At 64.4% G+C, this 25,168-nt stretch carries 23 protein-coding genes and 2 riboswitches; of the genes, 13 read left to right on the top strand and 10 right to left on the bottom strand.

What is annotated here, in order from left to right:
• Positions 1 to 136: 136 nt before the first annotated feature.
• A complete protein-coding gene (locus tag FDP28_RS16895) occupies positions 137 to 1,171 on the top strand; it encodes a ribonuclease HI family protein (RefSeq protein WP_144662706.1) in 1,035 nt (344 codons plus the stop codon).
• A gap of 95 nt (positions 1,172 to 1,266) precedes the next feature.
• Here FDP28_RS16895 and FDP28_RS16890 read toward each other — a convergent pair whose 3' ends face one another.
• The 4 genes from FDP28_RS16890 to FDP28_RS16875 form a co-directional block, all read right to left on the bottom strand.
• On the bottom strand, positions 1,267 to 1,557 hold the full coding sequence (locus FDP28_RS16890) for a WXG100 family type VII secretion target (RefSeq protein ID WP_144662705.1): 291 nt from the start codon (positions 1,555 to 1,557) through the stop codon (positions 1,267 to 1,269).
• 156 nt (positions 1,558 to 1,713) lie between these two features.
• The gene (locus FDP28_RS16885; RefSeq protein WP_144662704.1) at positions 1,714 to 3,177 is read right to left on the bottom strand and encodes a sensor histidine kinase; all 1,464 of its coding nucleotides are present in this window, start codon (positions 3,175 to 3,177) and stop codon (positions 1,714 to 1,716) included.
• Between the two features lie 2 nt (positions 3,178 to 3,179).
• Complete coding sequence (locus FDP28_RS16880; RefSeq protein WP_144662703.1) at positions 3,180 to 3,890, bottom strand: response regulator transcription factor; 711 nt, start codon at positions 3,888 to 3,890, stop codon at positions 3,180 to 3,182.
• A gap of 84 nt (positions 3,891 to 3,974) precedes the next feature.
• A complete protein-coding gene (locus FDP28_RS16875) occupies positions 3,975 to 4,607 on the bottom strand; it encodes a LysE/ArgO family amino acid transporter (RefSeq protein WP_144662702.1) in 633 nt (210 codons plus the stop codon).
• A 68-nt stretch (positions 4,608 to 4,675) separates the two neighbouring features.
• Here FDP28_RS16875 and FDP28_RS16870 point away from each other — a divergent pair, with 68 nt between their 5' ends.
• Positions 4,676 to 5,599 (top strand): LysR family transcriptional regulator ArgP, encoded by a 924-nt coding sequence (locus FDP28_RS16870; RefSeq protein ID WP_144662701.1) that lies wholly within the window; start codon positions 4,676 to 4,678, stop codon positions 5,597 to 5,599.
• A gap of 68 nt (positions 5,600 to 5,667) precedes the next feature.
• The gene (locus FDP28_RS16865; RefSeq protein WP_144662700.1) at positions 5,668 to 5,889 is read left to right on the top strand and encodes a hypothetical protein; all 222 of its coding nucleotides are present in this window, start codon (positions 5,668 to 5,670) and stop codon (positions 5,887 to 5,889) included.
• Positions 5,890 to 5,897: 8 nt separating this feature from the next.
• Here the strand turns inward: FDP28_RS16865 and FDP28_RS16860 are convergent, their stop codons facing one another.
• The 5 genes from FDP28_RS16860 to FDP28_RS16840 all read right to left on the bottom strand — a co-directional run bounded on the left by FDP28_RS16860 (position 5,898) and on the right by FDP28_RS16840 (position 13,105).
• Positions 5,898 to 7,952 (bottom strand): multicopper oxidase family protein, encoded by a 2,055-nt coding sequence (locus tag FDP28_RS16860; protein WP_144662699.1) that lies wholly within the window; start codon positions 7,950 to 7,952, stop codon positions 5,898 to 5,900.
• Between the two features lie 12 nt (positions 7,953 to 7,964).
• Positions 7,965 to 8,432 (bottom strand): hypothetical protein, encoded by a 468-nt coding sequence (locus FDP28_RS16855; RefSeq protein WP_144662698.1) that lies wholly within the window; start codon positions 8,430 to 8,432, stop codon positions 7,965 to 7,967.
• A 204-nt stretch (positions 8,433 to 8,636) separates the two neighbouring features.
• Positions 8,637 to 10,295 (bottom strand): DNA repair helicase XPB, encoded by a 1,659-nt coding sequence (locus FDP28_RS16850; RefSeq protein WP_144662697.1) that lies wholly within the window; start codon positions 10,293 to 10,295, stop codon positions 8,637 to 8,639.
• A gap of 75 nt (positions 10,296 to 10,370) precedes the next feature.
• On the bottom strand, positions 10,371 to 12,836 hold the full coding sequence (locus tag FDP28_RS16845) for a helicase-associated domain-containing protein (protein ID WP_144662696.1): 2,466 nt from the start codon (positions 12,834 to 12,836) through the stop codon (positions 10,371 to 10,373).
• Between the two features lie 53 nt (positions 12,837 to 12,889).
• A complete protein-coding gene (locus FDP28_RS16840; protein WP_144662695.1) occupies positions 12,890 to 13,105 on the bottom strand; it encodes a hypothetical protein in 216 nt (71 codons plus the stop codon).
• A gap of 224 nt (positions 13,106 to 13,329) precedes the next feature.
• Between FDP28_RS16840 and FDP28_RS16835 the strand changes: the two genes are divergently transcribed.
• Together FDP28_RS16835 and FDP28_RS16830 are read left to right on the top strand one after the other, a co-directional pair.
• Positions 13,330 to 13,713 carry a cold-shock protein gene (locus FDP28_RS16835; RefSeq protein ID WP_090820714.1) on the top strand — a complete coding sequence of 128 codons (384 nt, stop codon included), beginning with the start codon at positions 13,330 to 13,332 and terminating at the stop codon, positions 13,711 to 13,713.
• 7 nt (positions 13,714 to 13,720) lie between these two features.
• On the top strand, positions 13,721 to 14,344 hold the full coding sequence (locus FDP28_RS16830) for a DUF3027 domain-containing protein (RefSeq protein ID WP_144662694.1): 624 nt from the start codon (positions 13,721 to 13,723) through the stop codon (positions 14,342 to 14,344).
• A gap of 140 nt (positions 14,345 to 14,484) precedes the next feature.
• Here FDP28_RS16830 and serC read toward each other — a convergent pair whose 3' ends face one another.
• Positions 14,485 to 15,615, bottom strand: coding sequence for a phosphoserine transaminase (gene serC / locus FDP28_RS16825; RefSeq protein WP_144662693.1), 1,131 nt, complete (start codon positions 15,613 to 15,615; stop codon positions 14,485 to 14,487).
• Between the two features lie 314 nt (positions 15,616 to 15,929).
• Between serC and FDP28_RS16820 the strand changes: the two genes are divergently transcribed.
• From FDP28_RS16820 to FDP28_RS16785, 8 genes are all read left to right on the top strand, one after another.
• Positions 15,930 to 16,625, top strand: coding sequence for a metal-dependent transcriptional regulator (locus FDP28_RS16820; protein WP_144662692.1), 696 nt, complete (start codon positions 15,930 to 15,932; stop codon positions 16,623 to 16,625).
• Positions 16,626 to 16,846: 221 nt separating this feature from the next.
• Positions 16,847 to 17,060, top strand: a riboswitch (cyclic di-AMP (ydaO/yuaA leader).
• 4 nt (positions 17,061 to 17,064) lie between these two features.
• Positions 17,065 to 17,901, top strand: a complete 837-nt coding sequence (locus tag FDP28_RS16815; RefSeq protein ID WP_144662691.1) for a M23 family metallopeptidase — start codon at positions 17,065 to 17,067, stop codon at positions 17,899 to 17,901.
• Positions 17,902 to 18,046: 145 nt separating this feature from the next.
• A riboswitch (cyclic di-AMP (ydaO/yuaA leader) is annotated at positions 18,047 to 18,208 on the top strand.
• Positions 18,209 to 18,212: 4 nt separating this feature from the next.
• Positions 18,213 to 18,944, top strand: a complete 732-nt coding sequence (locus FDP28_RS16810; protein WP_260842510.1) for a C40 family peptidase — start codon at positions 18,213 to 18,215, stop codon at positions 18,942 to 18,944.
• 93 nt (positions 18,945 to 19,037) lie between these two features.
• On the top strand, positions 19,038 to 19,802 hold the full coding sequence (locus FDP28_RS16805; RefSeq protein WP_144662689.1) for an NlpC/P60 family protein: 765 nt from the start codon (positions 19,038 to 19,040) through the stop codon (positions 19,800 to 19,802).
• 217 nt (positions 19,803 to 20,019) lie between these two features.
• On the top strand, positions 20,020 to 20,520 hold the full coding sequence (locus FDP28_RS16800) for an HNH endonuclease (protein ID WP_144662688.1): 501 nt from the start codon (positions 20,020 to 20,022) through the stop codon (positions 20,518 to 20,520).
• Between the two features lie 42 nt (positions 20,521 to 20,562).
• Positions 20,563 to 21,456 (top strand): NTP transferase domain-containing protein, encoded by an 894-nt coding sequence (locus FDP28_RS16795; protein ID WP_144662687.1) that lies wholly within the window; start codon positions 20,563 to 20,565, stop codon positions 21,454 to 21,456.
• Positions 21,453 to 22,796, top strand: a complete 1,344-nt coding sequence (locus FDP28_RS16790; RefSeq protein WP_144662686.1) for a molybdopterin molybdotransferase MoeA — start codon at positions 21,453 to 21,455, stop codon at positions 22,794 to 22,796. Before FDP28_RS16795 ends, FDP28_RS16790 begins: the two co-directional genes overlap by 4 nt.
• A 65-nt stretch (positions 22,797 to 22,861) precedes the next feature.
• On the top strand, positions 22,862 to 25,168 hold the full coding sequence (locus FDP28_RS16785) for an FdhF/YdeP family oxidoreductase (RefSeq protein ID WP_144662685.1): 2,307 nt from the start codon (positions 22,862 to 22,864) through the stop codon (positions 25,166 to 25,168).

Here is a 25,168-nt window from a genome sequence, read left to right as displayed (position 1 = left end):
CGAAGTGCCTGGGTCCCCGAACGAGTACGAATGCGTCGAATTCGTGGGGAAAATTACGGCGATTTCGCATCGTTCCCACGTTCTCGGTGGGCGCGGAGACAGCTTCAGTGTCGGTGCGGTCTGGCAGGATTAACGTATGACGATTATTGCTGCCGCCGATGGGTCCGCCCTCGGTAATCCTGGACCGGCCGGATGGGCCTGGTACGTTGATGACTCCTGCTGGCGAGCGGGAGGATGGCCGCACGGGACCAACAACCAGGGTGAATTGATGGCTGTCCTGGACCTCTTCCGGTCCACAGCCCACGTGCCGCACGAAGAACTGCTGATCCTCTGCGACAGCCAATACGTCATCAACTGCGTTACCAAGTGGATGTCGGGCTGGAAGCGCAAGGGCTGGCGCAAGGCCGACGGGAAGCCAGTCCTGAACGTTGACATCCTCAAAGACATCGACCAGGCGATCGTGGGGCGTAAGTACACCTTCGAGTGGGTCAAGGGTCACGCGGGCCACGACCTCAACGAAGCTGCGGACGAGCGTGCACGCGCGGTGGCCTTGGCCTACCAGCAGGGCGTAGCCCCACGGACCGGCCCAGGCTTCCCGGGTGCCTTGGAGGGCACTGCCTCCTTGAAGGGCACTGCCTCCACCGAAAGCGAGGCCTTGCTGGGTACGCCGGCCGCCCAGGCGGCGGTCCGGATCCCCGAGACAGTACCGGCGCCTGTGCGCCCGGACCGGAGCATCCGGCCGCACTTTGAACCCACGCTTTTTGGTGAATCGGGCATCTTCGGCCAAGCCGATCTGTTCAGCGAGCTCGGCGATGACACGGCCCCGGAACTCTCGGCGGAGGACACTGTGGTGGCCTTGGAACGCGAACTGTTGCGTCCGGACGTCAGGGCCGACATCGGCAGGATCGGAGTGCTGCTCCACCCGGACTTCGCGGAGATCGGCAGCTCGGGCCGTTACTGGACCCGTGACGCCATGATGATGGCACTCGAGGAAGACCCGGGAGAAGCCACCGAACTCGAACTGCTGAGTGCCGACCGGCTCAGCGAAAACACCATCTTGCTGACGTACCGCAGCCTCAGCCACACGGGTTCAGCACTCAGGAGTTCCGTGTGGTCGCTGGACCGAGGCCAATGGCGGCTCCGGTTCCACCAAGGGACGCTGGAGAAGTAGGGAACGTAGCGCTGAGGCTTTGGAGCGCCAGGTATTAACCTGTAGGGCCGGACACACAGGGGGAAGGCAGCCGGCCCTACAGGAGTTCACAGGAGCTAATACATGAAGCGCTGTGTGTTGCCCTGCTCAACCTCGGAGTAGCTTGTAGCTGCCGAGGACAGAGCCGTGGTGATGGAAGCCAGCGATGCTTCGACCTTGCTTTGCGTGAGCGCCCATTCCACTACCAGGGCTTGAAAGTTCGTGGCCGCAGAACCCTTCCACGTAGCCTGCAGTTCCTCCAAGCCCCGGGTCATGGCGTGAACGTCCGAACTGATGCGGTCCACAGTTCCTTTGACGCTTGCCGACTTGAGCTGGAGCAGCTCGGTATCAACGGAAATGACGCTCATGGGTGTTGCCTTTCGACGAAGATGTGCCGCTGAATGCGGTGATGCGTAACCAGTGCATTCAGCCTAGGCAGCGTGTGTGGCGCCAGAAATGGCTCTTCGTCGGTATGTGGACAAACGGCGCTATGTGGACAAGCAGCACCTCGCGGGGAAGCCCCACTAAGGGGAGGGCGCCTCAGCCGGCTCATCGTGGAACGGCAGCCTTACCACCAACGTGGCCCCTCCGCCGTCGGTCTCCCTGACCTGAACGGAACCACCGTGGGAACCCACAATCGCTGAAACGATCGCAAGGCCCAGACCGCTGCCACCGGTTTCACGGGTCCGTGACGTGTCGGCCCGGTAGAAGCGTTCAAAGATCTTGTTGGTTTCCGCCTCCGGAATCCCGGCCCCGTGATCGCGGATCTCGATCACGGAATCCTTGCCGGCCGGGGTATCGCGGACACCCACGGCGAGCTCGATCGGTGATCCTTCAGGCGTGTAGCGCAAGGCATTTCCCACCAGGTTTCCAATGACCTGGCGAAGTTTCGCCTCGTCTCCCTGTACGGGCGCAGCGGAGGGGGAACCGCCGTCGAGACCCGTGAGCGTGATGGTGCGGTCCCCGGATGATGCCCGGGTATCCACCACGGCGTCGTGCGCCAGGAGCTGAAGGTCTACCGGCTTGAGCTGCAGCGGCCGCTGTTCGTCAAGCCGGGCCAGCAGGAGCAGGTCTTCCACCATGGAACCCATCCGCTTGGCTTCGCTCTCGATCCTCCCCATGGCCATGGCGACGTCTTCTTCGGTGGAAAGGGCGCCATGCCGGTAGAGCTCGGAGAAGCCGCGGATCGTCACCAGGGGAGTGCGGAGTTCGTGGGAGGCGTCAGCGGCGAAGCGGCGCATCCTGCCTTCGGACGCAGCGCGCGCAGCAAAGGAGGCTTCAATGTGGGCGAGCATGGCGTTGAGGGAGCCGCCGAGGCGTCCGACTTCAGTGTGGGGGTTGTCCACTTCCACGCGACGGGACAGATCACCGGCCGCGATGGCCGCTGCGGTCTTTTCCACTTTCGCCAGGGGCCGGAAGGATCGCGCCACCGTCCAGGTGGCGATGAAGAAGGCCAGGACCAGGGTCAGGAGGCCAACGCCCACCACCACCAGAACAGCATGCTCCATGACTTTGTCCACGGGTGTCAGGGGCAGCCCGATGATGACCACGCCGTTTTGCCCGTTGGCAACAACGCCCACGGCGACAACACGCCAGTTTGTCCCGGCAGTGCCCTTGACCTGGAACGGCGCATTGGCCCGCTGCTTTGCCTCCAGCGGGGTGATGTTGGCGATAGCGGGCCGGTCGCTCTCGCTGCCGCCAAACGGATACGGCGCGAGGTCCGGGACGTACAGCGTCAGTGAATAGTCCGTGGGAACTGCGGTGTCCGCAGGCGCAGCGCTGTTGGGTTCGGTCAGCCTGTCAAAGGACTGGCGGTCCTGGGCCAGGGCGACGGCGGCCTTGAGCTTGTCATCGACTTGGCCCTGCAGATAGCTCTTGACGAGCGTCAGGGTGCCCGCACCCGTTGCCGCCAGGGCAAGCAGGAGCAGGCACATGATGATGGCAACCAGCTGCGACCGCAGTGATGCCGACTTCCAGCGTTGCAGCAAGGTCAGCGCTTCTCTGCCGTCCGCAGCACGTAGCCCACGCCGCGCTTGGTCTGGATGAGGGCTGCGGCATCGGGGTCGATGTCCACCTTGCGTCGGAGATAGGAAATGTAGGACTCCACGATCGAGGCATCGCCGTTGAAGTCGTACTCCCACACGTGGTCCAGGATCTGGGCTTTGGACAACACACGGTTGGGGTTGAGCATGAGGTAACGGAGGAGCTTGAACTCCGTGGGGGAGAGCTCGATGACCGTGCCGGCTCGGCGTACTTCGTGTGCGTCGTCGTCGAGTTCTAGGTCGTCAACGCGGATCACCGCGTCGTCGTCCTCAAGTGGCTGGGTGCGTCGAAGAACGGCCCGGATGCGTGCCACTACTTCGTCCAGGCTGAAAGGCTTGGTGACGTAGTCATCGCCGCCCACGGTGAGGCCCGTGACCTTGTCCTCGGTATCGTCCTTGGCGGTCAGGAAGAGGACGGGGAAATGCTTGCCGGCCGCACGGAGGCGTCGTGTGACGGTGAAACCGTCCATGTCCGGAAGCATAACGTCCAGGACGGCCAGGTCCGGAGCATGAAGGTCGGCTGCTGCGAGGGCTTCGCGACCGTTGGCTGCGGCCACCACCTCGAAACCGGCGAAACGCAGCGACGTGGACAGAAGCTCGCGGATGTTGGGTTCGTCGTCAACCACGAGGAGCTTGGCTTCGGGACCGTTCTTTTTCATGACACCCATAGTGCTCCCAGAAACTGTGAGTTATCTGGATGCTGCATGTGAGGCTACTGCGTGCCGCCGCTACGCCGGATCTGCTCAAGCCCCAAGGATCAGACCCAGGCCCAAAGCCACCATGGTGACGGCAATGCCACCGTCCAAAAACCGCCAGGACAAGGGGCGGGCGAAGAATCCGCGGAGGAAGCGGGCGCCGAACCCCAATGAACAGAACCACAGGATGCTGCCCACCATGGCTCCGGCTCCGAACCACCACTGCAGGGGACTGCCTTGGGCGCTGGCCAGGGAACCGAGGAGCGCGATGTCCAGGTAGACGTGCGGGTTGAGCCAAGTGAGGGCCAGCACGGTTGTGACAGCTGCGGCGGCGCCACCTTTGCCGCGGCGACCCCCTTCACCTTCTCCGGCCATCAGGGACTGCGGGCGCATGGCGCGCCGGGCTGCCATGAGGCCATAGGCCACCAAAAACGCCGCGCCCACATAGCGGAGGACGACGACGGCGGCGGGGGCTGCCGTAATGAGGGCACCGGTGCCAAGGACTCCGGCAGCGATGAGGACGGCGTCGGAGAGTGCGCACACCGCGACGATGGGCACAATGTGTTCGCCGCGGATGCCCTGACGGAGGACGAAAGCGTTCTGCGCGCCGATGGCCACGATGAGGGCCAAGCCTGTAGCCAGGCCGAGGCCTGCTGAATGAAGGAAATCAAGGGAAGTCACTCTTCGAAATTACGGAGCCCTGCAGCTTTAGGCCAGCTAAAGATTTTCAGGCCGCGTAAGCTAGGCTAATGACCCAGTTCTCCTCCGAGCAGTTGCAGACGTTCGCCACCGTCCTCTCCGAGGGCACGCTTGAGGCCGCCGCGCGCTTGCTGCACATCACGCCGTCGGCTGTGTCCCAACGGCTCAAGGCGCTGGAACAATCCACGGGCCGTGTACTTCTGCAACGGAGCAACCCGGCCTTGGCGACGGAAGCCGGGGAAGTGGTGCTCCGACTGGCCCGGCAGGTGGCCCAACTGGAAGCCGATGCCGGAAAGGAATTGGGCTTGGACGGGGACAGGCCCACGCTGGCCGTGCCGATCGTGGTCAACGCCGACTCCTTGGCTGTGTGGTTCCTCAAGGCCCTGGCGAGGGTTCCCGGCAACCTCAACGTGACGTTCGATCTCCACCGCGACGACGAACAACACTCCACGTCCCTGCTGCGGTCCGGAACCGTCATGGCGGCCGTCACGGCAACCCCGGACCCTGTCCAGGGTTGCCGGGTGGAAAGCCTTGGCACCATGCGGTACCTCCCTGTGGCAGCACCACACTTTGTGGACCGTTGGTTCCCCGACTTCCCCGAAAGGCTCGATGGCGCGGCGCTCAATACTGCTCCTACCGTGGACTTCGACCGCAAAGACACCTATCAGTGGGCGTTCGTGCGCTCCCGCCTCCAAGCCGAGGGGAAACCCCTCCCGGAGAGGAAAGGCCCGCGCCACTATGTGCCGGCGTCGCAGGACTTTGGCGACGCCATCCGGCTGGGACTTGGCTGGGGCCTCATTCCGGAAGTTCAGTGTGGTCCGGACATCGCAGACGGACGACTTATCGAGTTGGCTCCGGAGCAGCCTTTCGACGTGCCGCTCTATTGGCAGCGCTGGCGTACGGCATCGTCGGTGCTGGACACGCTCAGTGAGACCGTCCGCGAGGTGTCCGCGCAGTATCTGAGGACACCGTGACGGGCTGAAATCCGAACACGCCCACCGATGCTTCCAAAAATGTCAGTGCCCGGTTCCACACTTAAACCATGGCAAACACAGCAGCTCCCGTCAGCATGTACCAGCACCAGAACTCCGAGGTCGAGTTCCATGTCACCTATCTGGACACGGACACAGGCCGGGTTCGCCGCGAAGACTTCCACGACCTCGCATCGGCCGAACGTTTCGCCAGCGCCCAGCTCCGCGACGCCGACGCCTGGGCGGTGGTGGACCAGGTGAGCTCCACGTCCACGGACCGGATGGTTGCCTGATTCCAGGCCTATTCCGGTCGATTCCCCGCGTGGCCGCCGTGAACGAACGGGGATGACACGCCTTCGTATTTGAGCATCATCATCATGCCCTCGGCTGCATGATCGAGGTTGTGGCAATGATCCATCCAGATGCCCGGATTGTCGGCGTGGAGCAGCACTTCCCAGACTTCGCCGGGCAGCACCTCCACGGTGTCAAGGACCAACGGTGACCCGTGCGGGGCCACAACGTTCCTGCTGAGAACTTGAACGTGGTGGCCATGTGGATGCATGGGATGGGGCTCGGCGGTCCGGTTCACCACTGTCACTTTCACCGTATCGCCCTCCGCCACCTCGATGGACGGAACAAGCGGGTAGGCGGCCCCGTTCACGGTGAATGCGTAGCGGGGCACTCCATCCACAAAACGGAACTGCCGGTCCAGCACCACTACCTCCTCCCTCGTGACAGGCATCGTGGCCGGCAGGGTTTCGCCTGAGGGCGTCTTGCCCATGGACCCAGCGGACGTTGGTTTGCCGTAGTCCAGCACGTCCAGCACAGGCATGGAGGCAAAAACGCCGGAGCTTGCCTTGCCGCCGACCCCCGGGGCAGATCCTGGCGGCGCGATGACCACCACGGCATCGGCGGCGGCGTCCGAGCGCAGGGTCACGGGGGAGTCCGGCATGGTGAACGCGAGGTCCATCCGCCCGCCGGCTCCCAGCCGCACGAGCTTTCCCCGGACGTCCTGAGGTTCGTTGACGTCCGTGCCGTCCACTGCCACAGCTTTGAACGAGGTACCTTCCAGCAAGTAACGCTGCGGCAAGGAGTCGGTGTTGACCAGCCGCACCCGCACGCTGCTGCCTGGGGCGGCCTGGTACCCACTGCTGCGGTCTGAGGAGCCCAGCAACCCCAGACCGCCGAGGTCGTGCCCCGCCACCACAAGGTCCGTGCCCGCACGGACTTCAGCTGGATGGTGCACGACGAATGCGCCGTAGAGGCCCTTGCGGACCCCCTCGGCCGAATCCTGATGCGTGTGGTACCAGTAGGTACCAGTTTGCGCCGCCGTGAAGCGATACGTCACGGACTGCCCCGGCATCACAGCGTCCTGCGTGGCCCCGGCGACTCCGTCCATGGCGTTGGGAACGTCGTATCCATGCCAATGCAGCGTCACGCCGGCGGCCACGTCCCGGTTCTTGAGGACCACCTCCACTACTTCGCCCAGCGTTGCTTCGATCGTTGGCCCGGGAAGGCTCCCGAAGGTCCACGCTTCCGTGGTCCGGCCGGACGGCAACGTTACTTGTTCAACGCGGGCGGTCAGTTCATAGTGCCGGACCACAGCGTCGGCGGGGGTGCTTCCCACCAGGCTGGTCACCGGCGTCGTGTCCGTCACCGTGCCGTTGCCGTTGGCGTGGTGACGTCCGACGGCGGCCGCGATCACCGCGCCGTTTCCGGAGCGGCTCCCAAGCCAGGCGAAAACTCCGGAGCCCACTACCGTGCACACCATCAGCGCGGCCACGGCAGCAGCCGGGCGCCTGGCGCGGGGGCGGCCGGAAGCTCCAGGCTGTGCCAGGACGACCCCCGCAATCACAACCGTTCCGGCCACCATGAACAGAAGCACCGCGACGCTCCACGGCGCAGGGAACGGACCCAGGATCAGCGCCAATGCCAGTGAGGCCGCGGCTGCCGCAGCTGCGGCCACCAGAGACATCACCGCCGCCCGTCGGGTTCGGCCAAGAGGCCATGGGGAGGCCCAGGAAAGTTTGGCGCCGGTGTTCCGCCTCCTCAGCAAGAACGGAACACCGGCCATCGCGGCCCAAGCCGCGGGGATGGCGGTCAGAGGCAGGTTGATGGTGATGCGTTCGCTGGCAAACCACCAACTGCCGGCCACCAAAGCGGGAAGCAGGGCATAGCGTGCCGCCGTCATGGCGACGGCGGCACCGACCAACAACAACGCCAGATCGGTTCCGCGGCGCGGTCCTGGCTTGCGGTCAGTGCTCGAATTTACGGTCATCCATGCGGCAGCGATCCACGCTGCTGCCGCCAGGACGGACAACACCAAATCCAGCGCAAGCAGCTGCGAGGTATTCACAGCTGCCCGGGTTCAGGCTGTCCTGGGCGTGGCAGAAGCATCCGAAGCCTTGGGCGGTAGCGGCTGGGGATTGAGGGCCGCGGCGCGGGCACGGGTAAAGAGCCAATAGGACATGAAGATGATCAACAGCCCGGTCAGGGGGTGGATGGAAGCTACCCATGAACCAGAAGGCGTGATGAAGTCTTCCGAAGAGCCGGTGAGCATGCCGCCAATGATGAAGATGAACAACTGGACCCAGGAGAGCAGGAAAATTCCGGCGGCCAGCCAGATCGTCCGGGCGCCCATCCTGGCAATGGCGGCCACAATGGCGGCGAGCAGTGCCGAGTAGCGCAGGACATACTGGCCGTTCATCACGTGGAAGACGCCCGCTTCACGCTGGGCTTCAATGGTGTTCTGGAAGTGGAAATATCCTGCGAAAAACAGCTGTGCGAGTGCTGACAACAGGACGATTGCGGAAATAACCAAGAGGGCTTTGCGCATGGGGAATCCTCTGGGAAATAATCTCGGATTCTTCTAGGCCTGTGAACCGTCGGCGCCCTGGCTGCGGGCTTCCCCCACTGCCGGCGGCTGGCCGCCGGACTGCCTGGACCAGGGGCAGCCGCATCGGGCGGAGAGCTTCACTAGGAATCGTAAATTCGTTGGAGGGTAATAGCAAGGGTCCGCAGGTGCATTCCCCCGGCCAATCTACTGCTCCTGTCCAACGTCCTTGCCGATGTCCTTGGCATCCATGATGCGGTAGGCGTAACCCTGTTCGGCCAGGAACCGTTGGCGCTTGGCGGCAAAGTCCTGGTCCAGGGTGTCCCTGGCGACCAAGGAGTAGAACCTGGCCGCGCGGCCGTCCTGCTTTGGCCGGAGCAGACGCCCCAGCCGCTGGGCCTCTTCCTGGCGTGAGCCGAAGGAACCTGACACCTGGATGGCTACGGATGCTTCGGGAAGGTCGATGGAAAAGTTGGCCACTTTGGACACCACCAGCGTCTGGATCTCGCCCTTGCGGAACGCGTCAAAGAGCTTCTGCCGGGCCTTGACGCTGGTTTCGCCCTTGATGAGGGGTGCGTCCAAGCGCTCTGCAATTTCGTCCAGCTGGTCAATGTACTGTCCGATCACCAGCAATTGCTCTCCCTTGTGGACGGCAACCAGATCCTCCACCAGCTGGGTCTTGGTCTCGGACGTTGCGCAGAGGCGGTACTTGTCTGCGTCATCGGCCATCGCGTACGCCACGCGTTCGTCCCGGGGCAGGTCCACGCGGACTTCGACGCAGTCCGCGGGCGCGATGTAGCCCTGGGCCTCGATGTCCTTCCAAGGAGCGTCGTAGCGCTTGGGTCCAATAAGGCTGAAGACCTCGCCCTCCCGGCCGTCCTCACGGACAAGCGTTGCGGTGAGGCCAAGCCTGCGCCGGGCCTGCAGATCCGCTGTCATGCGGAAGATCGGGGCAGGCAGCAGATGGACTTCGTCATAGATGATAAGTCCCCAGTCGTGCCCGTCCACGAGTTCCAAGTGCGGATACAGGCCGCCACGCTTGGTTGTCAGGACCTGGTAGGTGGCGATGGTGACCGGGCGGACTTCCTTGACGGAACCGGAGTACTCGCCGATTTCATCCTCCGTCAGGGAGGTCCTCTTGAGGAGCTCGTCCTTCCACTGTCGCGCGGAAACAGTGTTGGTCACCAGGATCAGGGTGGTGGTGGAGGACGTCGCCATTGCCGCCGCCCCCACCAAGGTCTTTCCGGCACCGCAAGGAAGTACGACGACGCCGCTGCCGCCGGCCCAGAAGTTCTCCGTGGCCAGCTTCTGGTACGGCCGCAACTGCCAGCCGCTTTCGTCGAGCATGATCAGGTGCGGTTGCCCGTCGACGTACCCGGCCAGGTCTTCTGCGGGCCACCCGAGCTTGAGGAGCAGCTGCTTCAGTTGCCCCCGCTGCGAGGAGTGCACCACTACGGTTTCGCCGTCAATCCGCGGCCCGAGCAGGGGAGCAATCTTCTTGGCGCGGATGACCTCCTCCAGTACGGGGTAGTCATCGGTGCGCATCACCAAGCCGTGCTGCGGGTCCTTCTCCAACCGCAGGCGGCCATAGCGGGACATGGTCTCTTCGATGTCGATCAGCAGCGCGTGCGGCACCGGGAACCGTGAGTACTTCAGCAGGGTGTCCAGCACTTGCTCGGCGTCCAGCCCCGCGGCGCGGGCATTCCACAAGCCCAACGGCGTGAGCCGGTAGCTGTGCATGTGTTCCGGGGCGCGTTCCAGTTCGGCGAAAGCGGCAATGGCGTGCCGGGCTTCGGTGGCGAGCTCGTGGTCGACTTCCAGCAATATGGTCTTGTCACTTTGTACGATCAGCGGACCGTCGTTCACAGCCTGATCCTCACGTTCACAGTTGAATCCTCACTTGGGCACCATCAGGGTGCGGTTTAGCGGACAACGCTGTTGTCATGAACGCAGTTCCCCTGCGGGTTCCACATCGATGATCCGGTGGATGGACAACACGCGTTCAGTGTCCTTTGCGGGATCGAACACCCGCACGCGTCCACCGGAGACGGATACTGGAACAACCGTTTCGGTGTTGGCATTCCCCAAGCTGTCCACCACGTTCATCGTGACTGCCTGCTTGAGCCGGATGGCCGTTTGCAGGGTCTCCAGGCCCAGTTGCGTGGATGCTTCGCCCGTCGCCTCGGCCGGGACGGCACGATGCTGCCGAAGAACCACAAGCTGCGCCTCGACGTCGTCGTCCGGCGGTGCCGTCCGGGGTGCCGTGTAAACGGGGCGCGCGCTCCCCGGCAACGCTGTGGTCCGCTTGAAACGCACGACGGCGGGCTCGGCGTCCTGCACGGCGGGTGAGAGTCCCAGCTCGCGCAGGACACGGGCCGTTTCCCGTGGGCTGGCCGAGGACGTGAGCACGGTAGGGGCAATCCGCACCAGGCTCAGGGCGGAGGTCCGGGCTTCCTCCAGGAGCTCGGAAATGGCAGATTCGTCGTCGCTTTGGATGAAGCTGGCGCTCGTCCCCACACGTATCCGGCCGTGCCGGGACGCAGTGTCCTGGATGAGGTACGCCAAGGGTTGGGGCACGTCCGTCGCCGAGTGCTCACGGAGGAAGGCCAGCAGCGATTCCGCATCCTGTCCGGCGTCGAGGGCCCTGCGGATGGTGGTGGCGGAGAACCGGTAGATCGACGCCGGACCCTGCCCTTCGGCGTCGGCCATCAGCTGCAGCGTCCCGCCCAGCTCCGGCGCGAGGTAGCCCGGGGCGACGGCTGTCAGGTCAGCCTGCAGCAGGATATGGTTCACAGCGGCCGGGAGGTGCTCGCCAAGGATGGTCATGGCCGTTTCCGGCTGGGAAGCGGCGATGGCAGAGCCCAGCTGAGTCAGCGCACCGGAACCCATCAGACCCAGCAATGCGGCCTCTTCGAGAATGCCGCGCACCAGGGAACTGAAGCGCCGCGACATCCTAGGCTGGGCCCATTCGGCCCGCTGCAGGACTGCCCTCGCATCCAGTACCGGGGCCTTGCCGTCCGGAGCTGCCGCCTCGACTGTCAGCTCGTTAAGAATCTCAAGGACCCTCCGCCGGACCACCGGGGCATCGGGCCGCTGGGCCTCGGCGGACAAGGCGTTGATGGTGGTGCCGGCCGCGCCATGATGGGCAGCAGAAGACGACGGACCAGTCAGCGGCTGCCCCACCAACGACGGGGCGCGCTCGCTGGCCAACCAGGCATTGACCAGCCACAGCCACTGCTCCTGGCGGGGCAAAGTGAGCCATTCCAGGGATGGCGGCTGGATCCAGGTGGAACTGTCCACATCGAGCCGCACGAGACCGGACAAAGCACAAAGCTCCAGCAGGACCGCGGTCTCGTGCACTCCCAGGCGGATCGACTCAGCAAGGCGCCTCAGCTCCCTCACACCGACCCCGCCGCTCCTCAGCGTGGACAGGGGCTGCTCGCGAACCGCGAACAGCAGCTCATTGGTCAGGCGCAACGTTTCGGCGATGGCGCCCATGGCGGCATTGCGGCGCAGCGCCGCGCTGGTGTGGCCCAGTTCCGGTACGGGCGGCGCCAAAGTGAAATCGTCAATGATCGCACCGCCTCGCAATGCGAGGCCGACGCTGTGGGGCAGCTCCACGTGGCCGGCATCCAGCGGAACCAACAGCCCGCGCGCCAACAGCCAGTCGATAGGCCCGACGTCGTGGCTTTCGTGGCTCACGGACGCCCGCCGTTGGGCCTGGGGTACTGCGCCCATGGCCCAGCTGCCGAACTTGTCCAGCAGGCCAACCGTCCGCTCCGGAGCGGTGGAAAGGATGGCGCGGAGGTTCTCCGGAGTGGAGGTCCAGCGTTGGAGTGCCAGTGCGGCATCCATGGGCGTGCTGGCCGGGTGGATTCCGGCGCCGCTTTGGTGCAGCTCGGCCACCAGGTGGACTACCCGCTGGGCGAATGCCGGCTGCGTGCGGACAAGTTCCGTGTAGCTCCTGCCCAGCCCCGCCGGGTAGATACCGATCACGTCCTTGAGGCTGCCCACCGGGAGATAGAAGCGTTGTCGCGATGTGGCTGGCGGCGAGCCCTGGGGCGGGTCTGCCCGGTGGATCAGGGCCAGCTCCTGCAGCTTGGCGAGGATCGGGTCCAGGGCCGAAAGAGTGGATCCGGCAATGACCTTCTTCAAACCGGCCGCCGAGATGCTGTGCCCGGTGTCTGCATTCGTGCACAGGTGCAGGGTTTCGAGAACCTGCATTTCCGGCTTGTTCAGTCGTTCCAGCGCCCGCTGGACGCTGACCCGGGCGCTTGCCCGTGCAGCCAACGCGGCGAAGTCCGGCGCCATGGGGGAGATGAGGTCCGGTCGCGCGGCAAACAAAGCCCGCAGCGAGTTGTCGCTGCGCGCTTCCAGTTCCTTGCTGAGCGCGCGAATAAGGGACATCAATCCAACGTTACCGCCCCCGGGCCGCTCCTGCCCGTCCCGGCGGGATGGTGCTATTGCCGGCGGCGTTGACGGACGGCGTCGAGCACCAGGACCACCGCGAGCATGAAAGCCACGGGCAAGCCGTAGAGGGCAGTGGACGTAACCCAGACGGGCGCGGCGCCGCCGTTGTAGGCCACCGCGATGACTGCGGCCACAGCGGCCAGGGAAAGGACGGTGATGGCAGCAGCGACCATCATGAGGGGGCGGCGGTAACCCGGGGAAGTCATGGCATCAACGCTAGCAGCAGCCTGACGGGAGTGGACGGGTCCCGCACATGACGCAGTACGTTGCCGGTGCAGGGCGGGAGAAAGCGGGAATAGGGGGTCCGGCAGGATAACCTTGAAGGAACAGACCAACACGGACCGGGTTGTCACCCTCGATCCCGCAGCTATCTGCGGATGCGGTAGCGGCCCGGCGTGTCTCCCAAGCAAGAACGAAGAAGGTTGATTACGTGCCTACCGGCAAGGTCAAGTGGTATGACAAGGAAAAGGGCTTCGGCTTCCTCGCGGCTGAAGACGGCCAGGAAGTCTTCCTGCCCAAGACGTCCCTGCCCGCGGGTGTAACCGAGCTGAAGGCCGGTACCCGGGTGGAGTTCGGCGTGGCGGATGGTCGCCGCGGTGCACAGGCACTGGGCCTTCGCGTGCTGGAAAAGACCCCGTCCATCGCCAAGGCCAAGCGCATGAACGCCAAGGACCTTGCCCCAATGGTGCAGGACCTCGTCACTGTCCTGGACAACCTGTCCGGTTCCTTGTCTTCGGGCAAGTACCCCGATGGCAACAAGGCCAAGGCCATCAGCATGGCGCTGCGCAAGGTTGCCGACGAGCTGGAAGCCTAGGACTGCCATGACCTCGGAATCCGCACAGGAAACTACGCCGGCCACGGATGCCCTGGGTAACACCGGGGCTGGTCCTCGTGGTGCCCGCACTCCTGCCACCGGCGAAGCTTCCTCGCGGAAGCCTGCGGCCGCCAAGCCACGTGCCGGAGTGCCCGTGTGGCGCACGGGCAAGCCGGATGCTTTCCTGGCTGCCGCCGTCGATACTGCCCGCAAGGCAGTGGAGGGCATCGCCAAGCCGGGGGAGGTCGGGGAGCATCTGGGCGCCAAATCGGAAGGCGACCGGGTAGTCACCCACCTGTTCGAATCCAAGCTTGCAGGCTACGGCGGCTGGCAGTGGTACGCCGTGGTGACCCGTAACTCGCGCTCCAAGATCGTCACGGTCAGTGAGCTCGGCCTGCTGCCGTCCGAGGATTCCATCCTGGCACCGGAATGGGTGCCGTGGGCCAAACGCGTCCGCCCCGAGGACGAGACTCCGTTGGTGGAGGAAACCGAGGGCGACGTTTCGGAGGAGTCTGTGCAGGCTGCCGAAGATGAGGCCATCGGCCCCTCCGAAAACGAGGACGACGACGAAGCGGAAGTCGCGGGGGCAGAGGACACCACCGCGGATCAGGACGAAGCCGGGGCTGAATAAGCACGGCGGAAACACTTCGCTGCCGCCGGAAGTTTCGGCGTCGAAAGCGGTTTGGCCGTGCCGGCATTAAACGAACGCGCCGGCATTAAACGAGGGAGCCGCCCGGGAGTAACCCGGGCGGCTCCGTCCAATTCCGCGGGTTACTTCTTCAGTTCACCCACGACATAGTCGATGCTCGCCAGGAGGGCGGACACATCGTCCGGCTCGATGGCCACAAACGTAGCGATGCGCAGCTGGTTGCGGCCGAGCTTGCGGTAGGGCTCGGTGTCCACCACGCCGTTGGCCCGCAGGACCTTGGCGATGGTGGCGGCGTCGATCGAGTCGTCGAAGTCGATGGTCGCAATGACGTTGGAACGGTCCTCAGCCTTGGCCACGAACGGCGTGGCGTACTCGGATGCTTCGGCCCAGGAGTAGATGCGGCTGGCTGAATCGGCCGTGCGCTTGCTGGCGAAGTCCAAACCACCGTTGCTGTTCAGCCACTGCACCTGCGCGTCCAGGGTCACCAGCGTGGACAGGGACGGGGTGTTGTACGTCTGGTTCAGCTTGGAGTTGTCGATGGCGGTCTGCAGGTTCAGGAAGTCCGGGATCCAGCGGTCGCTCGCGTTGATGCGGGCGGCGCGCTCCAGCGCGGCGGGGGAAAACAGGCCAAGCCACAGCCCGCCGTCGGACGCGAAGTTCTTCTGCGGAGCGAAGTAGTAAACGTCCGCCTCCGCTACATCCACATCCAGGCCGCCGGCGGCGGAGGTCGCGTCCACCAGGACGAGCGAACCGTCATCGGCGCCCGCGACGCGCTTTACGGGAGCGGCGACGCCGGTGGAGGTTTCGTTTTGCGGCCAGGCGTAGGTGTCCACGCCTGCCTCGGCTTGTGCCACAGGGCGCGTGCCCGGTTCTGCCTTGATGACGGACGATGCGTCCAGGAAAGGGGCCTTGTTGGTGGCGGCAGCAAACTTGGAACCGAACTCGCCGAAGGAGAGGTGCTGGGCCTTCTTCTCCACCAGGCCGAATGCTGCGACATCCCAGAATGCGGTGGAACCGCCAACGCCGAGCACCACTTCGTAGCCCTCGGGAGCGCGGAAGAACTGGCTCAGGCCCTCGCGCACGGAACCCACCAGGTTCTTGACCGGGGCTTGGCGGTGGGAGGTGCCAAGGATGGTCTTGGAAGCAGCAGACAAGGCCTCGATTTGCTCCGGGCGGACCTTGGACGGCCCGGCGCCGAAGCGGCCGTCCTTGGGCAGCAGGTCGGCGGGAATGGTGATGCTGTTGTCGCTCACGGTGGCTCCAATGTGTATCGGTCAAAGATGGGAGGTGGCAGGTGGCATCAACTGCCCCTTCGACTCCCCAATTCTGCCTGACGAGGCGTGCGCGCAGGAACCTGCGGTTGTCATAGTCCGCCACGTGGAACGCGGACCGACCGGATGCGACTGGAATGCGACAGGGACGCCACGGAAAATTATCCGGAGTAATTCCAAATAAGCTAAGCTGGGAGCTGGCGTTCATGGGCGGCGGTGGCACCGCTTGCCCTGGCATGGGACGCGGTACGGTGGAGATTACGCAAGAAAACTGCGTTCGAGGAGAGCTGAGCTGGATGACGGATCTGATCGATACCACTGAGATGTATCTTCGGACCATTTTGGAGCTTGAAGAAGAAAACATTGTGGCGCTCAGGGCCCGTATTGCCGAACGGCTGCGGCACTCCGGCCCCACGGTCTCGCAGACCATCGGCCGCATGGAGCGCGATGGCCTGGTGATCGTCTCGAACGACCGCCACCTGGAACTGACCGAGGTTGGCCGTAAACGCGCCACCGAAGTCATGCGCAAGCACCGCTTGGCCGAGCGTCTCCTGGCCGATGTCATCGGTCTCGACTGGGCCTACGTGCACGATGAAGCGTGCCGCTGGGAGCACGTGATGAGCGAACGCGTCGAACGCCGCCTCTACGAACTCCTTGAACACCCCACCGAGTCTCCTTACGGCAATCCGATTCCCGGACTGGAAGCGCTGGGTGGCCTGACCGGCCAGCAGTTCCCCAGGATCGACGTCAACCTCCTCCAGGCCATGGACGGGTACGCTGCGGATTCACGCGTGGTCATCACGAGGCTGGCCGAGCCCATCCAGGTTGAGCCCGAACTCCTGACCCAGTTGGACGAGGGCGGGATCCGTCCCGGAGCGCCGGTGTCCCTTGAGCGGGTTGGCGAATACATCTCGGTCCGTGTGCCCGGCATCGAAGGCGCCTTGGAGCTTCCGCCGGAAGTTGCCGCGCACGTCTTCGTCTCCCTCAACTGACCAGCCGCCTCCCGGCGTCGAAAATTCACGTGTCAAACCTCACTTTTGCGCTGCCTGCGCGCGTGTGACCTGCACTTTTTTGGAAAGAGTGATAAGGGGCCACCGCCGCAGGCGCGTTTTCTGTTGATAACGAATTTATTACCGAGGGTCTTAATCCCCTATAGTTATCTACTAGCGCTGATACCAAAGCGTTACCTGATCCGGAGCCGAGCTCTGCCAGCGGATTGGGTGAACCACCACCACTGGCAGAGGCGGGGGAACCACAAGCGGCTGTCTAAAGAAGCAGCCTTGGGGTGAAGTCCGCAGCAGAAGTGCCCACTTACGCAAGTCTCCCTTGGGATACCTGTGTGCCGTGAGTGCTTTGTGCGGACCGGGTCTTTGAACTCTCTGACCCGAATCCGACAGCTAACTTCGCAGGCTTTTGAGAGAGGAACAGAGTTTGACATCGCAGAACGTCAGGGGCCGCCGCCGCGCGTCCGGCCCCGCTACTGAGCTGCGGCCAGCCCGCGTTGTATCGGAGATCCGGCCGCGCGACACCGAACGTCAGGTGCGCCGCCGTAAGAGCCCGATGCGCCAGGTTGCCGACTTCGCCGCAGCAAGTGGCGTCGGGCAGAAGGCCGGAGTTGCGCTTGCCGCCACCGGCCTTGTCCTGACTGTCGGGCTGCCGGCTACCAGCCCCGTCATGGCCACCTCGGAATCGGGCCAGACCGAATCCGCCCTCGCCGTTGGCGGCCCCGTAGGAAGCCAGCCCGAGGTTTCCGCGGCAGCATCGGCCAAAATCGACTTCAGCCGTGCAGCTGTTGCCACCGCCGCCGACCCCGATGGAAAGCTGAAGCAACTGCTCAGCGCCCAGTCCGCCGGCAGCATCCAGCGGGCTTCTTCCCTTGGAACCCTGGGCAGCCCACTTGACTCCCTGGTCACGGCATCTCCCTTCGGTTACCGCGTCAGCCCCCTGACCGGTGGGACCGGAGACTTCCACCGCGGGCAGGACTTCGTGGCCCAGTGCGGCACGGCCGTCCATGCTGCCGCCGCAGGCAAAGTGACCTTCGCCGGATGGCACGAGTACGGCGGAGGCAACCGCGTTGTGGTGGACCACGGCAATGGCCTGGAGACCACGTACAACCACCTGTCCTCGTTCAACGTCCAGGTGGGCCAGACGGTCAACCGTGGCGACACCGTCGCCCTGAGCGGCACCACTGGCGCCTCCACCGGCTGCCACCTCCACTTCGAGGTCCAGGTCAACGGCGAAGTCGTCGACCCCATGGGCTGGCTCTAAGCCATTTGATGGTCTTCTCTCGCATTGATGACACGTCTCGTGACCTGAATGTGACATTCGCTTTCAATTGTTATAACCTTCAGAGCGCATCGGCTTTTTAGGGGGCCGATGCACTTGAGTGGATTGCCTAGCTCTGCCACCACTCGAGGTCCGTTCGCAAAAATCGTCTGGCAGGGGCGGGGGAACCACTTTTGGTCTTCGAATGAAGGCCTTGGGGTTAAGTCGCAAAGCTTCCCAGGAAGCAAAGCGGCCGGATGACTCCCATCCGAATCCGACAGCTCACCTCGCAGGCATTGGGAGAGGCTACCTACGTGTCATCACGCACTACCCCTGCGCGCCATCGCGCTGAAACGGTTCGTTCGAACCCGTTGAACACTCTTTCGAAGGCTGTTTCATCCAACGCCGGTACCGTGGGTCGCCAGGCCGCAGTGCTGGCAGCAGCCTCAGGCCTCGTCCTTACTGTCGGACTGCCGGCCAATGCCGCTGACACCGACGTCACCACTTCGGAAGTCTCCAGCACCCAGCAGCTGGCTGCCACCGCAGTGGTCACTGCAGAGCCCACCGCCACCGTTTCCTTCGAGAGCCCGGTCGTGGCCACCCAGGAGGCCCCCAAGGTCGTCCAGCGGGCAGCCCAGGTAACCGAGCGCACTGCCGACGACGCCGCGGCAGTCACCGCCAAGTCCTCCGAAACCAAGGATTCCGCTGCAAGCGCGGCAGCATCCGGGCTCGCCGCAATCGCCTACACCGGAATCGGCTCCCCCTACGTATGGGGCGGCACCACCCCCGCCGGCTGGGACTGCTCCGGTTTCACCCAGTGGGTCTACGCGCAGGCCGGCATCAGCATCCCCCGCGTGAACGCCTGGACGGCGATGAAGCCCACCAGCACCCCCCAGCCTGGTGACCTCGTCATGCAGAACGGCGGAGCCCACGTGGGCATCTACGTCGGCAACGGCATGATGATCAGCGCTTTGAACCCGAGCCAGGGCACCCTGCTGCATTCCGTGGCTTCCACGGGCACGTCTTCGTTCTTCACCCTCCGCTAAACACACCGATTCGGGGCTGGCTGACGTACCCCTGCCAGCCGGCCCACTACCCGCAGGTACCCCAACTGCCTGCGGATACGAAAGAGAAAAGCAATGACCAGTGCACACAAAGTTGCACGGCACCGCGCTGAGGCCCCCAAGACCAGCTCGCTTGCCGTGATCGCCAAGGCCGTCAGCGTCAACGCCGGTGGCGTCGGCCGCCAGGCAGCTGTCATCGCCGCAGCGTCAGGTTTGGTCCTGACCAGCGGTATTGCTGCCAACGCTGCTGAGACCAACGTTGACCGCGAGTCGACTGCGACCACCGCGCTGGATGTCCAGTCGGTTGCCCAGGCCACGATTGCCGCAGACTCCACGGTCGCCATCTCCTATGAGCGCCCTGTTGTCACCACTGTCGAAGCTCCTGCTCCCGTAGTGGAAGAAGCTCCGGCAAAGGTTGAGGCCAAGGCTTCCACGGCCACGGCAGCCAACGCCACGGTGGCAGTCAACGCCGCAACCCCGGCACCGGCCGCTCCCGCAGCCTCCAGCGGACTTGGCGCAGCCATTGCCGCCGCCGCCTACGCCCAGCTCGGCGTGACGCAGGACTGCACCATGCTGGTCACCAACTCCCTCGCTGCTGTTGGCATCCACTTCCACGACTGGCCGGCCGGCTACCTCTCCCTGGGCCGCACCGTCAGCGCAGCGGAAGCACAGCCAGGCGACCTCGCCTACTACGCCAACGGCGGTCTGGCCGGACAGGCCCACATCGCTGTTTACGTCGGCAACGGCATGGCAGTCCACGGTGGATGGAACGGATCCACCACGGCACTGTTCAGCGTCAACGTCGGCTCCGGACCGGTTTTCATCCGCGTCAACGGCTAGTCATCGACTTCCAGGAACACCCCGCAGGCAGTTGCCGGCGGGGTGTTCTGCTTTAACCGCGCATGAATTTTTGCAGACACTGTGAGCGAATCGACAAATAAATTCGTTGATACGGCATATAAGTGCTTACCCTTGTGTTGTCGATCCACAGCCCGTACATGCAGAGGGCAGCCGGCCCTCGTGCCCCTGACGGGTGCGGCCGTGAAGAGGTACGTGCATGCGCACACTCGTTCTGAACGCTGGATATGAACCGCTGGCGGTTATTACCTTCCGCCGGGCGCTGGTCCTTGTGCTCACTGGGAAAGCTAGCGTAGTGGCCGAAGGCGACGAGCCTGTCGTCGGGCCACAGGAGATTCTCGGACGCCCCTCCGTGATCCTCCTTAACCGCTACATCCGTCCCAAGTACAACAGGATCACTGCCGTGAGCCGCCGCGGGGTTCTTCGCCGCGACGGCCACCGTTGCGCCTATTGCGGGAAAACAGCCCACACCATAGACCACGTCCACCCCAAATCCCGGGGCGGCGCGGATTCCTGGGAAAACCTGGTTGCGGCGTGCTTGAAATGCAACAACGCCAAGAGCGACCACACATTGGCCGAAATGGGATGGAAACTCCGTTTCAAACCCGGTGTGCCCCAGGGGACCATGTGGCAGATCAAAGAACTCGAGAAACCTGCGCCGGACTGGGACCCGTTCCTGTTGCCGGAATCCGCTGCCTGATCGATTTCTGCTGAGCTCCACCCGTCCGGGTACGCTGGGCGGATGGAGTTCAACGCCGTGATTTTGGCGGGTGGCAGGGCCACCCGCCTCGGTGGCGTGCCCAAGCCGTCATTGAAGTACGACGGCGGCACCCTCCTCTCGCATGCCCTCCAGGTTGCACGGGGTGCGGCAGCGGTGGTTGTGGTGGGCCCCGACGTTGACGGTGAACCCCTGCCGGAACCGGTCTTGGTCGCGCGCGAGGAGCCCGCCTTTGCCGGGCCGGCGGCGGCGATTGCTGCAGGACTGGCCGCCTTGAAAACGGGGCCGCCCTCTGAATGGACACTGGTTCTGGCCTGCGACATGCCCAAAGCCGCGGAGGGCCTCGGCCGGCTGTGGGAGGCACTCAAGACGAATCCCTCGGTTGAAGGGGTGATGGCGGTATCCGTTGATGGCCGAAAGCAGCCCCTGTTGGGGGTCTACAGTACCGCTGCCCTGGAACGGGAAGTGGACGCGGCGTCCCACGGTCCGGGGTTAACGGACTCACCAGTGTTCAAGCTGCTTGCTAGGCTGAACCTGCTGGACGTTGGCGTCCCGGCAGGGTCTACGGATGATGTGGATACGTGGGAAGACGCGGCGGCCCTGGGTATTGACTATGAGTTGGAGGCGAACGTGAAGAGCCAGGAAGAAACCCTCGAGGATTGGTGCCGCACGTTGCTGCAGGCTTTTGAGCTCGAGGGCGTGGAAGTGGACATCAACGAGGTACTGGCTGTGGCCGGAGTGGCCGCGCATTCCGTGGTCCGCCCGGCAGCCCCGCTCACTACCTTCATCGCCGGTTATGCCGCCGGCATGGCCCGTGGCATCGGCCAGGCCAGCGACGACGCCTCCATGAACGCAGCCTTGGACTTGGCCCGGAAAATAGCCAAGGAGTACTCGGAGACCGGGACTGACGCAGAATGACGGAGGCCCCGCGCGAGGGCCATCATGCGGCACACACATGGCAGGAAGCCCGGCAGCGCGCGTTCGACGTTGCCACGCCCATACCGGCGGGCCCCGTCCCGCTGAAGGCCGCGCTGGGCCGGACCTTGGCTGCAGACGCCTTGGCGGTTCAGGATATGCCGCATTACGCTTCTTCTGCCATGGACGGCTGGGCGGTCAACGGGAGCGGACCATGGATCCTCAGCGGGCCCGGCCAGCGACTGGCGCCCCATCAGGCGAGCCCGATCGTCACCGGTGGCCTGATACCTCCCGGCGCCAAGGCGGTGCTTCGCAGCGAAAGCGGCGTCATCACCACGGACGACGACGGCCTGCCGCTTCTCGCGCTCGGCGGCACCGCCAAGCCGGGGGAGCCGCGCAACGGCCAACACATCCGTAAGGCGGCGGAAGAGGCCGCAGTTGGGGATGTCCTGCTTAAGGCCGGAACCGTGGTGAACCCGGCACACATTGCCCTGGCTGCCCTCGCAGGCCTGGACCACCTGGACGTCGTGGGCAAACCCCTGGTCCGGTTCCTCTTGACCGGATCCGAGGTAGTGGAGCGCGGGGTTCCACAGCCCGGGCAAGTACGTGACACCTTCGGACCGCAATTGGGCCCAGTGGTTGAACTCCTCGGCGGCATAGCGGGGGAGCAGCTCCGGGTAGGCGACAGCTACGAGGAGTGGCTGGGCGCGCTCCAGGACACGGAACCGGCGCCCGGCGAACCGGACGCAGAAGCGGAGCCGCCTGCCGACGTCGTTATTACCACCGGCGGGACCGGCCGCTCCGGTACGGACCATTTCCGGAAGGCGGTGGCCGAACTTGGCGGCCGGCTGCTGATCGACGGCATCGCGATGCGGCCGGGGCACCCAGCCGTGTTGGCAGAGTTGCCGGATGGCCGTTTCGTGGTGGGACTGCCGGGCAACCCGTTGGCGGCCATGATGGCCTTGTTCACCATCGGGGCACCTTTGCTTGCGGCGCTGGGGCACCGGCAGCTGGGCGAGGTGGGAGAGGTTCCCTGTGGCACCACCATCGACGCGGAGCCCGGCCGGACGCGGCTGATGCCGTTCAAGCTGGTGTACGGTCTGGCATCGCCGGCCCAACACACGGGACCGGGGATGATGCGTGGGCTCGCCGGCGCGGACGGAGTGATGGTGGTTCCGCCGCATGGAGTCCAGCTGGGTGAACCTGTCCCGGCTTTCCCCTTGCCCTGGGGGAGGGCGTTGCCCGTGCCCAAATCGCCCGAGGACAAGCCCCGGAAAACGGCCGCACGCCCGCAGCGGAAGCCGTCGTCGGGACCTGTCGACTGGAGCGGACTGGACGCCTGAGCGCGAGGCGGCCGCAGTGTTACTTGTGGCGAAAACCGCCGGCTGCAAGGTGCAATGATGGACTCATGAACAGGCATGCTCCCGAACAGGACATCAATGAAGATGACCTGCAGATCCACCCGCCCAAACGAGCCGCGGCAGGAGTCAAAGCCGTCACAGTGGCCCTCGAACGCGGATACGCCCAAGCCGGGGTAGCCCGGACTGTCCGGTCCATGCTGAGGGTCAACCAGCGTGATGGTTTCGACTGCCCGGGCTGCGCGTGGCCGGAGTCCATCACCGGACGGCGGAGCCCTGCGGAGTTCTGCGAGAACGGTGCCAAGGCCATCGCCGAAGAAAGCACTACGCGCACTGTGGGCTCACAATTCTGGGCCGACCACTCCATCGCCGAACTCGAAGGCAAAACGGAATACTGGCTGGGCAGCCAGGGCCGCATCTCGGAGCCCGTGGTGATCAGGCCCGGGGACACGCACTATTCACCGATCAGCTGGACGGAAGCTTTCGCGCTGATCGGGGACCACATCAACGCCACCACCCCGGATAAGTGCGTGTTCTACACCTCGGGCCGGACAGCCAACGAGACCGCCTTCATGTACCAGCTGTTCGCGCGCAGCCTGGGCACCAACAACCTGCCGGACTGTTCCAACATGTGCCATGAGTCCTCCGGCAGTGCGCTGAACCCCACCATCGGAATCGGCAAGGGCACCGTTTCCCTTGAGGACATCCACCACTCCCAGCTGGTGCTGGTGGTGGGCCAGAACCCGGGAACCAACCACCCGCGCATGTTGTCCGCCCTTCGCGACTGCAAAAACAACGGCGGCAAGGTGGTGGCCGTCAATCCGCTCCCTGAAGCGGGCCTGCTGAACTTCAAGGACCCCCAGTCCCTCAATGGCGTGATCGGTGGTGGGACCACCATTGCCGACGAGTTCCTGCAGATCAAGGTCGGAGGTGACCTGGCGCTGTTCCAGGCACTTGGCCACCTGCTCCTGGAGGAAGAGAAACTCAACCCGGGTACCGTCGTCGACCATTCCTTTATCCAAAGCCAGACCGAAGGCTTTGACGCCTACCGGCAAGCGCGTTCGGTGCTGGACTGGGAGCAAACGGAACGGGCAACGGGTCTTTCGCGTGCCGATATCACCAAAGTGGCCGCGATGATGGCGGCCTCGAAGGCCACCATCATCTGCTGGGCGCTCGGACTGACCCAGCAGCCGCACTCGGTGGACACGCTCCGGGAGATCATCAACCTGCTGTTGCTGCAGGGCAACTTCGGCAAGCGCGGCGCCGGCGCCTGTCCGGTCCGTGGCCACTCGAATGTCCAGGGTGACCGGACCATGGGGATCTGGGAAAAGCCCAAGGAATCCTTTCTTGCCGCACTGGACAAGGAATTCGGCTTCACCATGCCGCGCGACCACGGCTACGACTCAGTGGAAACCCAGCATGCCTTGGAAAAGGGTGAGGTGGATGTCTTTGTCTCCATGGGCGGCAACTTCGCAGCCGCAGGCTCGGATACCGCGGCGTTGGAAGAAGGCCTGAAAAAAGCGGGGCTGACCGTTCACATCTCCACCAAGCCCAACCGCGCCCACATTGTCCATGGCAAAACCTCGCTGATCCTGCCCACACTCGGCCGCACGGACATGGATGACAAACACCCCAAGGGCAAGCAGTTCCTTTCGGTGGAAGACTCCATGTCCGTCATCCACAAGACGCAGGGCCGGCTGGAGCCGGTGTCCGAGCACCTTCTGAGCGAACCGGTGATCGTGGCCCGCATGGCGCAAGCAACCTTGGGCGGGAACCACAGTGTCGATTGGCGGGCCATGGCCGAGGATTATGACGTGATCCGGGACCATATTTCGCGCGTGATCCCCGGTTTTGAGGACTTCAACGCGCGGATCCGTACCAAGAACGGATTCGTGCTGCCCAACCCGCCCCGGGATACCCGGACTTTCGCCACGGACATCGGCAAGGGCCGCTTCTCCGTGCGGCCGCTGGAATACCTGGAAGCTCCCGACGGTCACCTGATCCTGCAGACGATGCGCAGCCATGACCAGTACAACACCACGTTCTACGGCTTGGATGACCGGTACCGGGGTGTCTCGGACGGGCGTCGTGTCATTCTGGTCCATCCGGAGGACCTGACGGAGCTCGGATTCCAGGACCGCGAACTGGTGGACGTTGTCTCCACGTTCTCCGGGTCGGAGCGGCGGGCCAACAAGTTCCGGCTGATCGGGTATCCAACGGCCAAGGGATGCGCCGCGGCGTACTTCCCCGAGGCAAATGCGTTGGTGCACCGGGAGCTCGTGGCCCGGGAGTCCAACACCCCCGGGTACAAGGCCATGACTGTTCGATTTGTGAGGCACGAGGAGGCCGGTTCCTGA

Origin of the sequence: Paenarthrobacter nicotinovorans (assembly GCF_007670255.1) — a bacterium.
In the GTDB taxonomy this organism is placed as follows: Bacteria; Actinomycetota; Actinomycetes; order Actinomycetales; family Micrococcaceae; genus Arthrobacter; species Arthrobacter nicotinovorans_B.
This window is presented reverse-complemented; position numbering and strand designations above follow the sequence as displayed.

Excerpts from the sequence above, each read along its gene's own strand:
- FDP28_RS16785 (WP_144662685.1), top strand. The coding sequence starts at position 22,862 with ATGAACAGGCATGCTCCCGAACAGGACATCAATGAAGATGACCTGCAG.
- FDP28_RS16790 (WP_144662686.1), top strand. The coding sequence starts at position 21,453 with ATGACGGAGGCCCCGCGCGAGGGCCATCATGCGGCACACACATGGCAG.
- FDP28_RS16800 (WP_144662688.1), top strand. The coding sequence starts at position 20,020 with ATGCGCACACTCGTTCTGAACGCTGGATATGAACCGCTGGCGGTTATT.
- FDP28_RS16845 (WP_144662696.1), bottom strand. The coding sequence starts at position 12,836 with ATGTCCCTTATTCGCGCGCTCAGCAAGGAACTGGAAGCGCGCAGCGAC.
- FDP28_RS16895 (WP_144662706.1), top strand. The coding sequence starts at position 137 with ATGACGATTATTGCTGCCGCCGATGGGTCCGCCCTCGGTAATCCTGGA.
- FDP28_RS16865 (WP_144662700.1), top strand. The coding sequence starts at position 5,668 with ATGGCAAACACAGCAGCTCCCGTCAGCATGTACCAGCACCAGAACTCC.
- FDP28_RS16855 (WP_144662698.1), bottom strand. The coding sequence starts at position 8,432 with ATGCGCAAAGCCCTCTTGGTTATTTCCGCAATCGTCCTGTTGTCAGCA.
- FDP28_RS16820 (WP_144662692.1), top strand. The coding sequence starts at position 15,930 with ATGACGGATCTGATCGATACCACTGAGATGTATCTTCGGACCATTTTG.
- FDP28_RS16870 (WP_144662701.1), top strand. The coding sequence starts at position 4,676 with ATGACCCAGTTCTCCTCCGAGCAGTTGCAGACGTTCGCCACCGTCCTC.
- FDP28_RS16840 (WP_144662695.1), bottom strand. The coding sequence starts at position 13,105 with ATGACTTCCCCGGGTTACCGCCGCCCCCTCATGATGGTCGCTGCTGCC.
- FDP28_RS16890 (WP_144662705.1), bottom strand. The coding sequence starts at position 1,557 with ATGAGCGTCATTTCCGTTGATACCGAGCTGCTCCAGCTCAAGTCGGCA.
- FDP28_RS16830 (WP_144662694.1), top strand. The coding sequence starts at position 13,721 with ATGACCTCGGAATCCGCACAGGAAACTACGCCGGCCACGGATGCCCTG.
- FDP28_RS16805 (WP_144662689.1), top strand. The coding sequence starts at position 19,038 with ATGACCAGTGCACACAAAGTTGCACGGCACCGCGCTGAGGCCCCCAAG.
- FDP28_RS16880 (WP_144662703.1), bottom strand. The coding sequence starts at position 3,890 with ATGAAAAAGAACGGTCCCGAAGCCAAGCTCCTCGTGGTTGACGACGAA.
- FDP28_RS16795 (WP_144662687.1), top strand. The coding sequence starts at position 20,563 with ATGGAGTTCAACGCCGTGATTTTGGCGGGTGGCAGGGCCACCCGCCTC.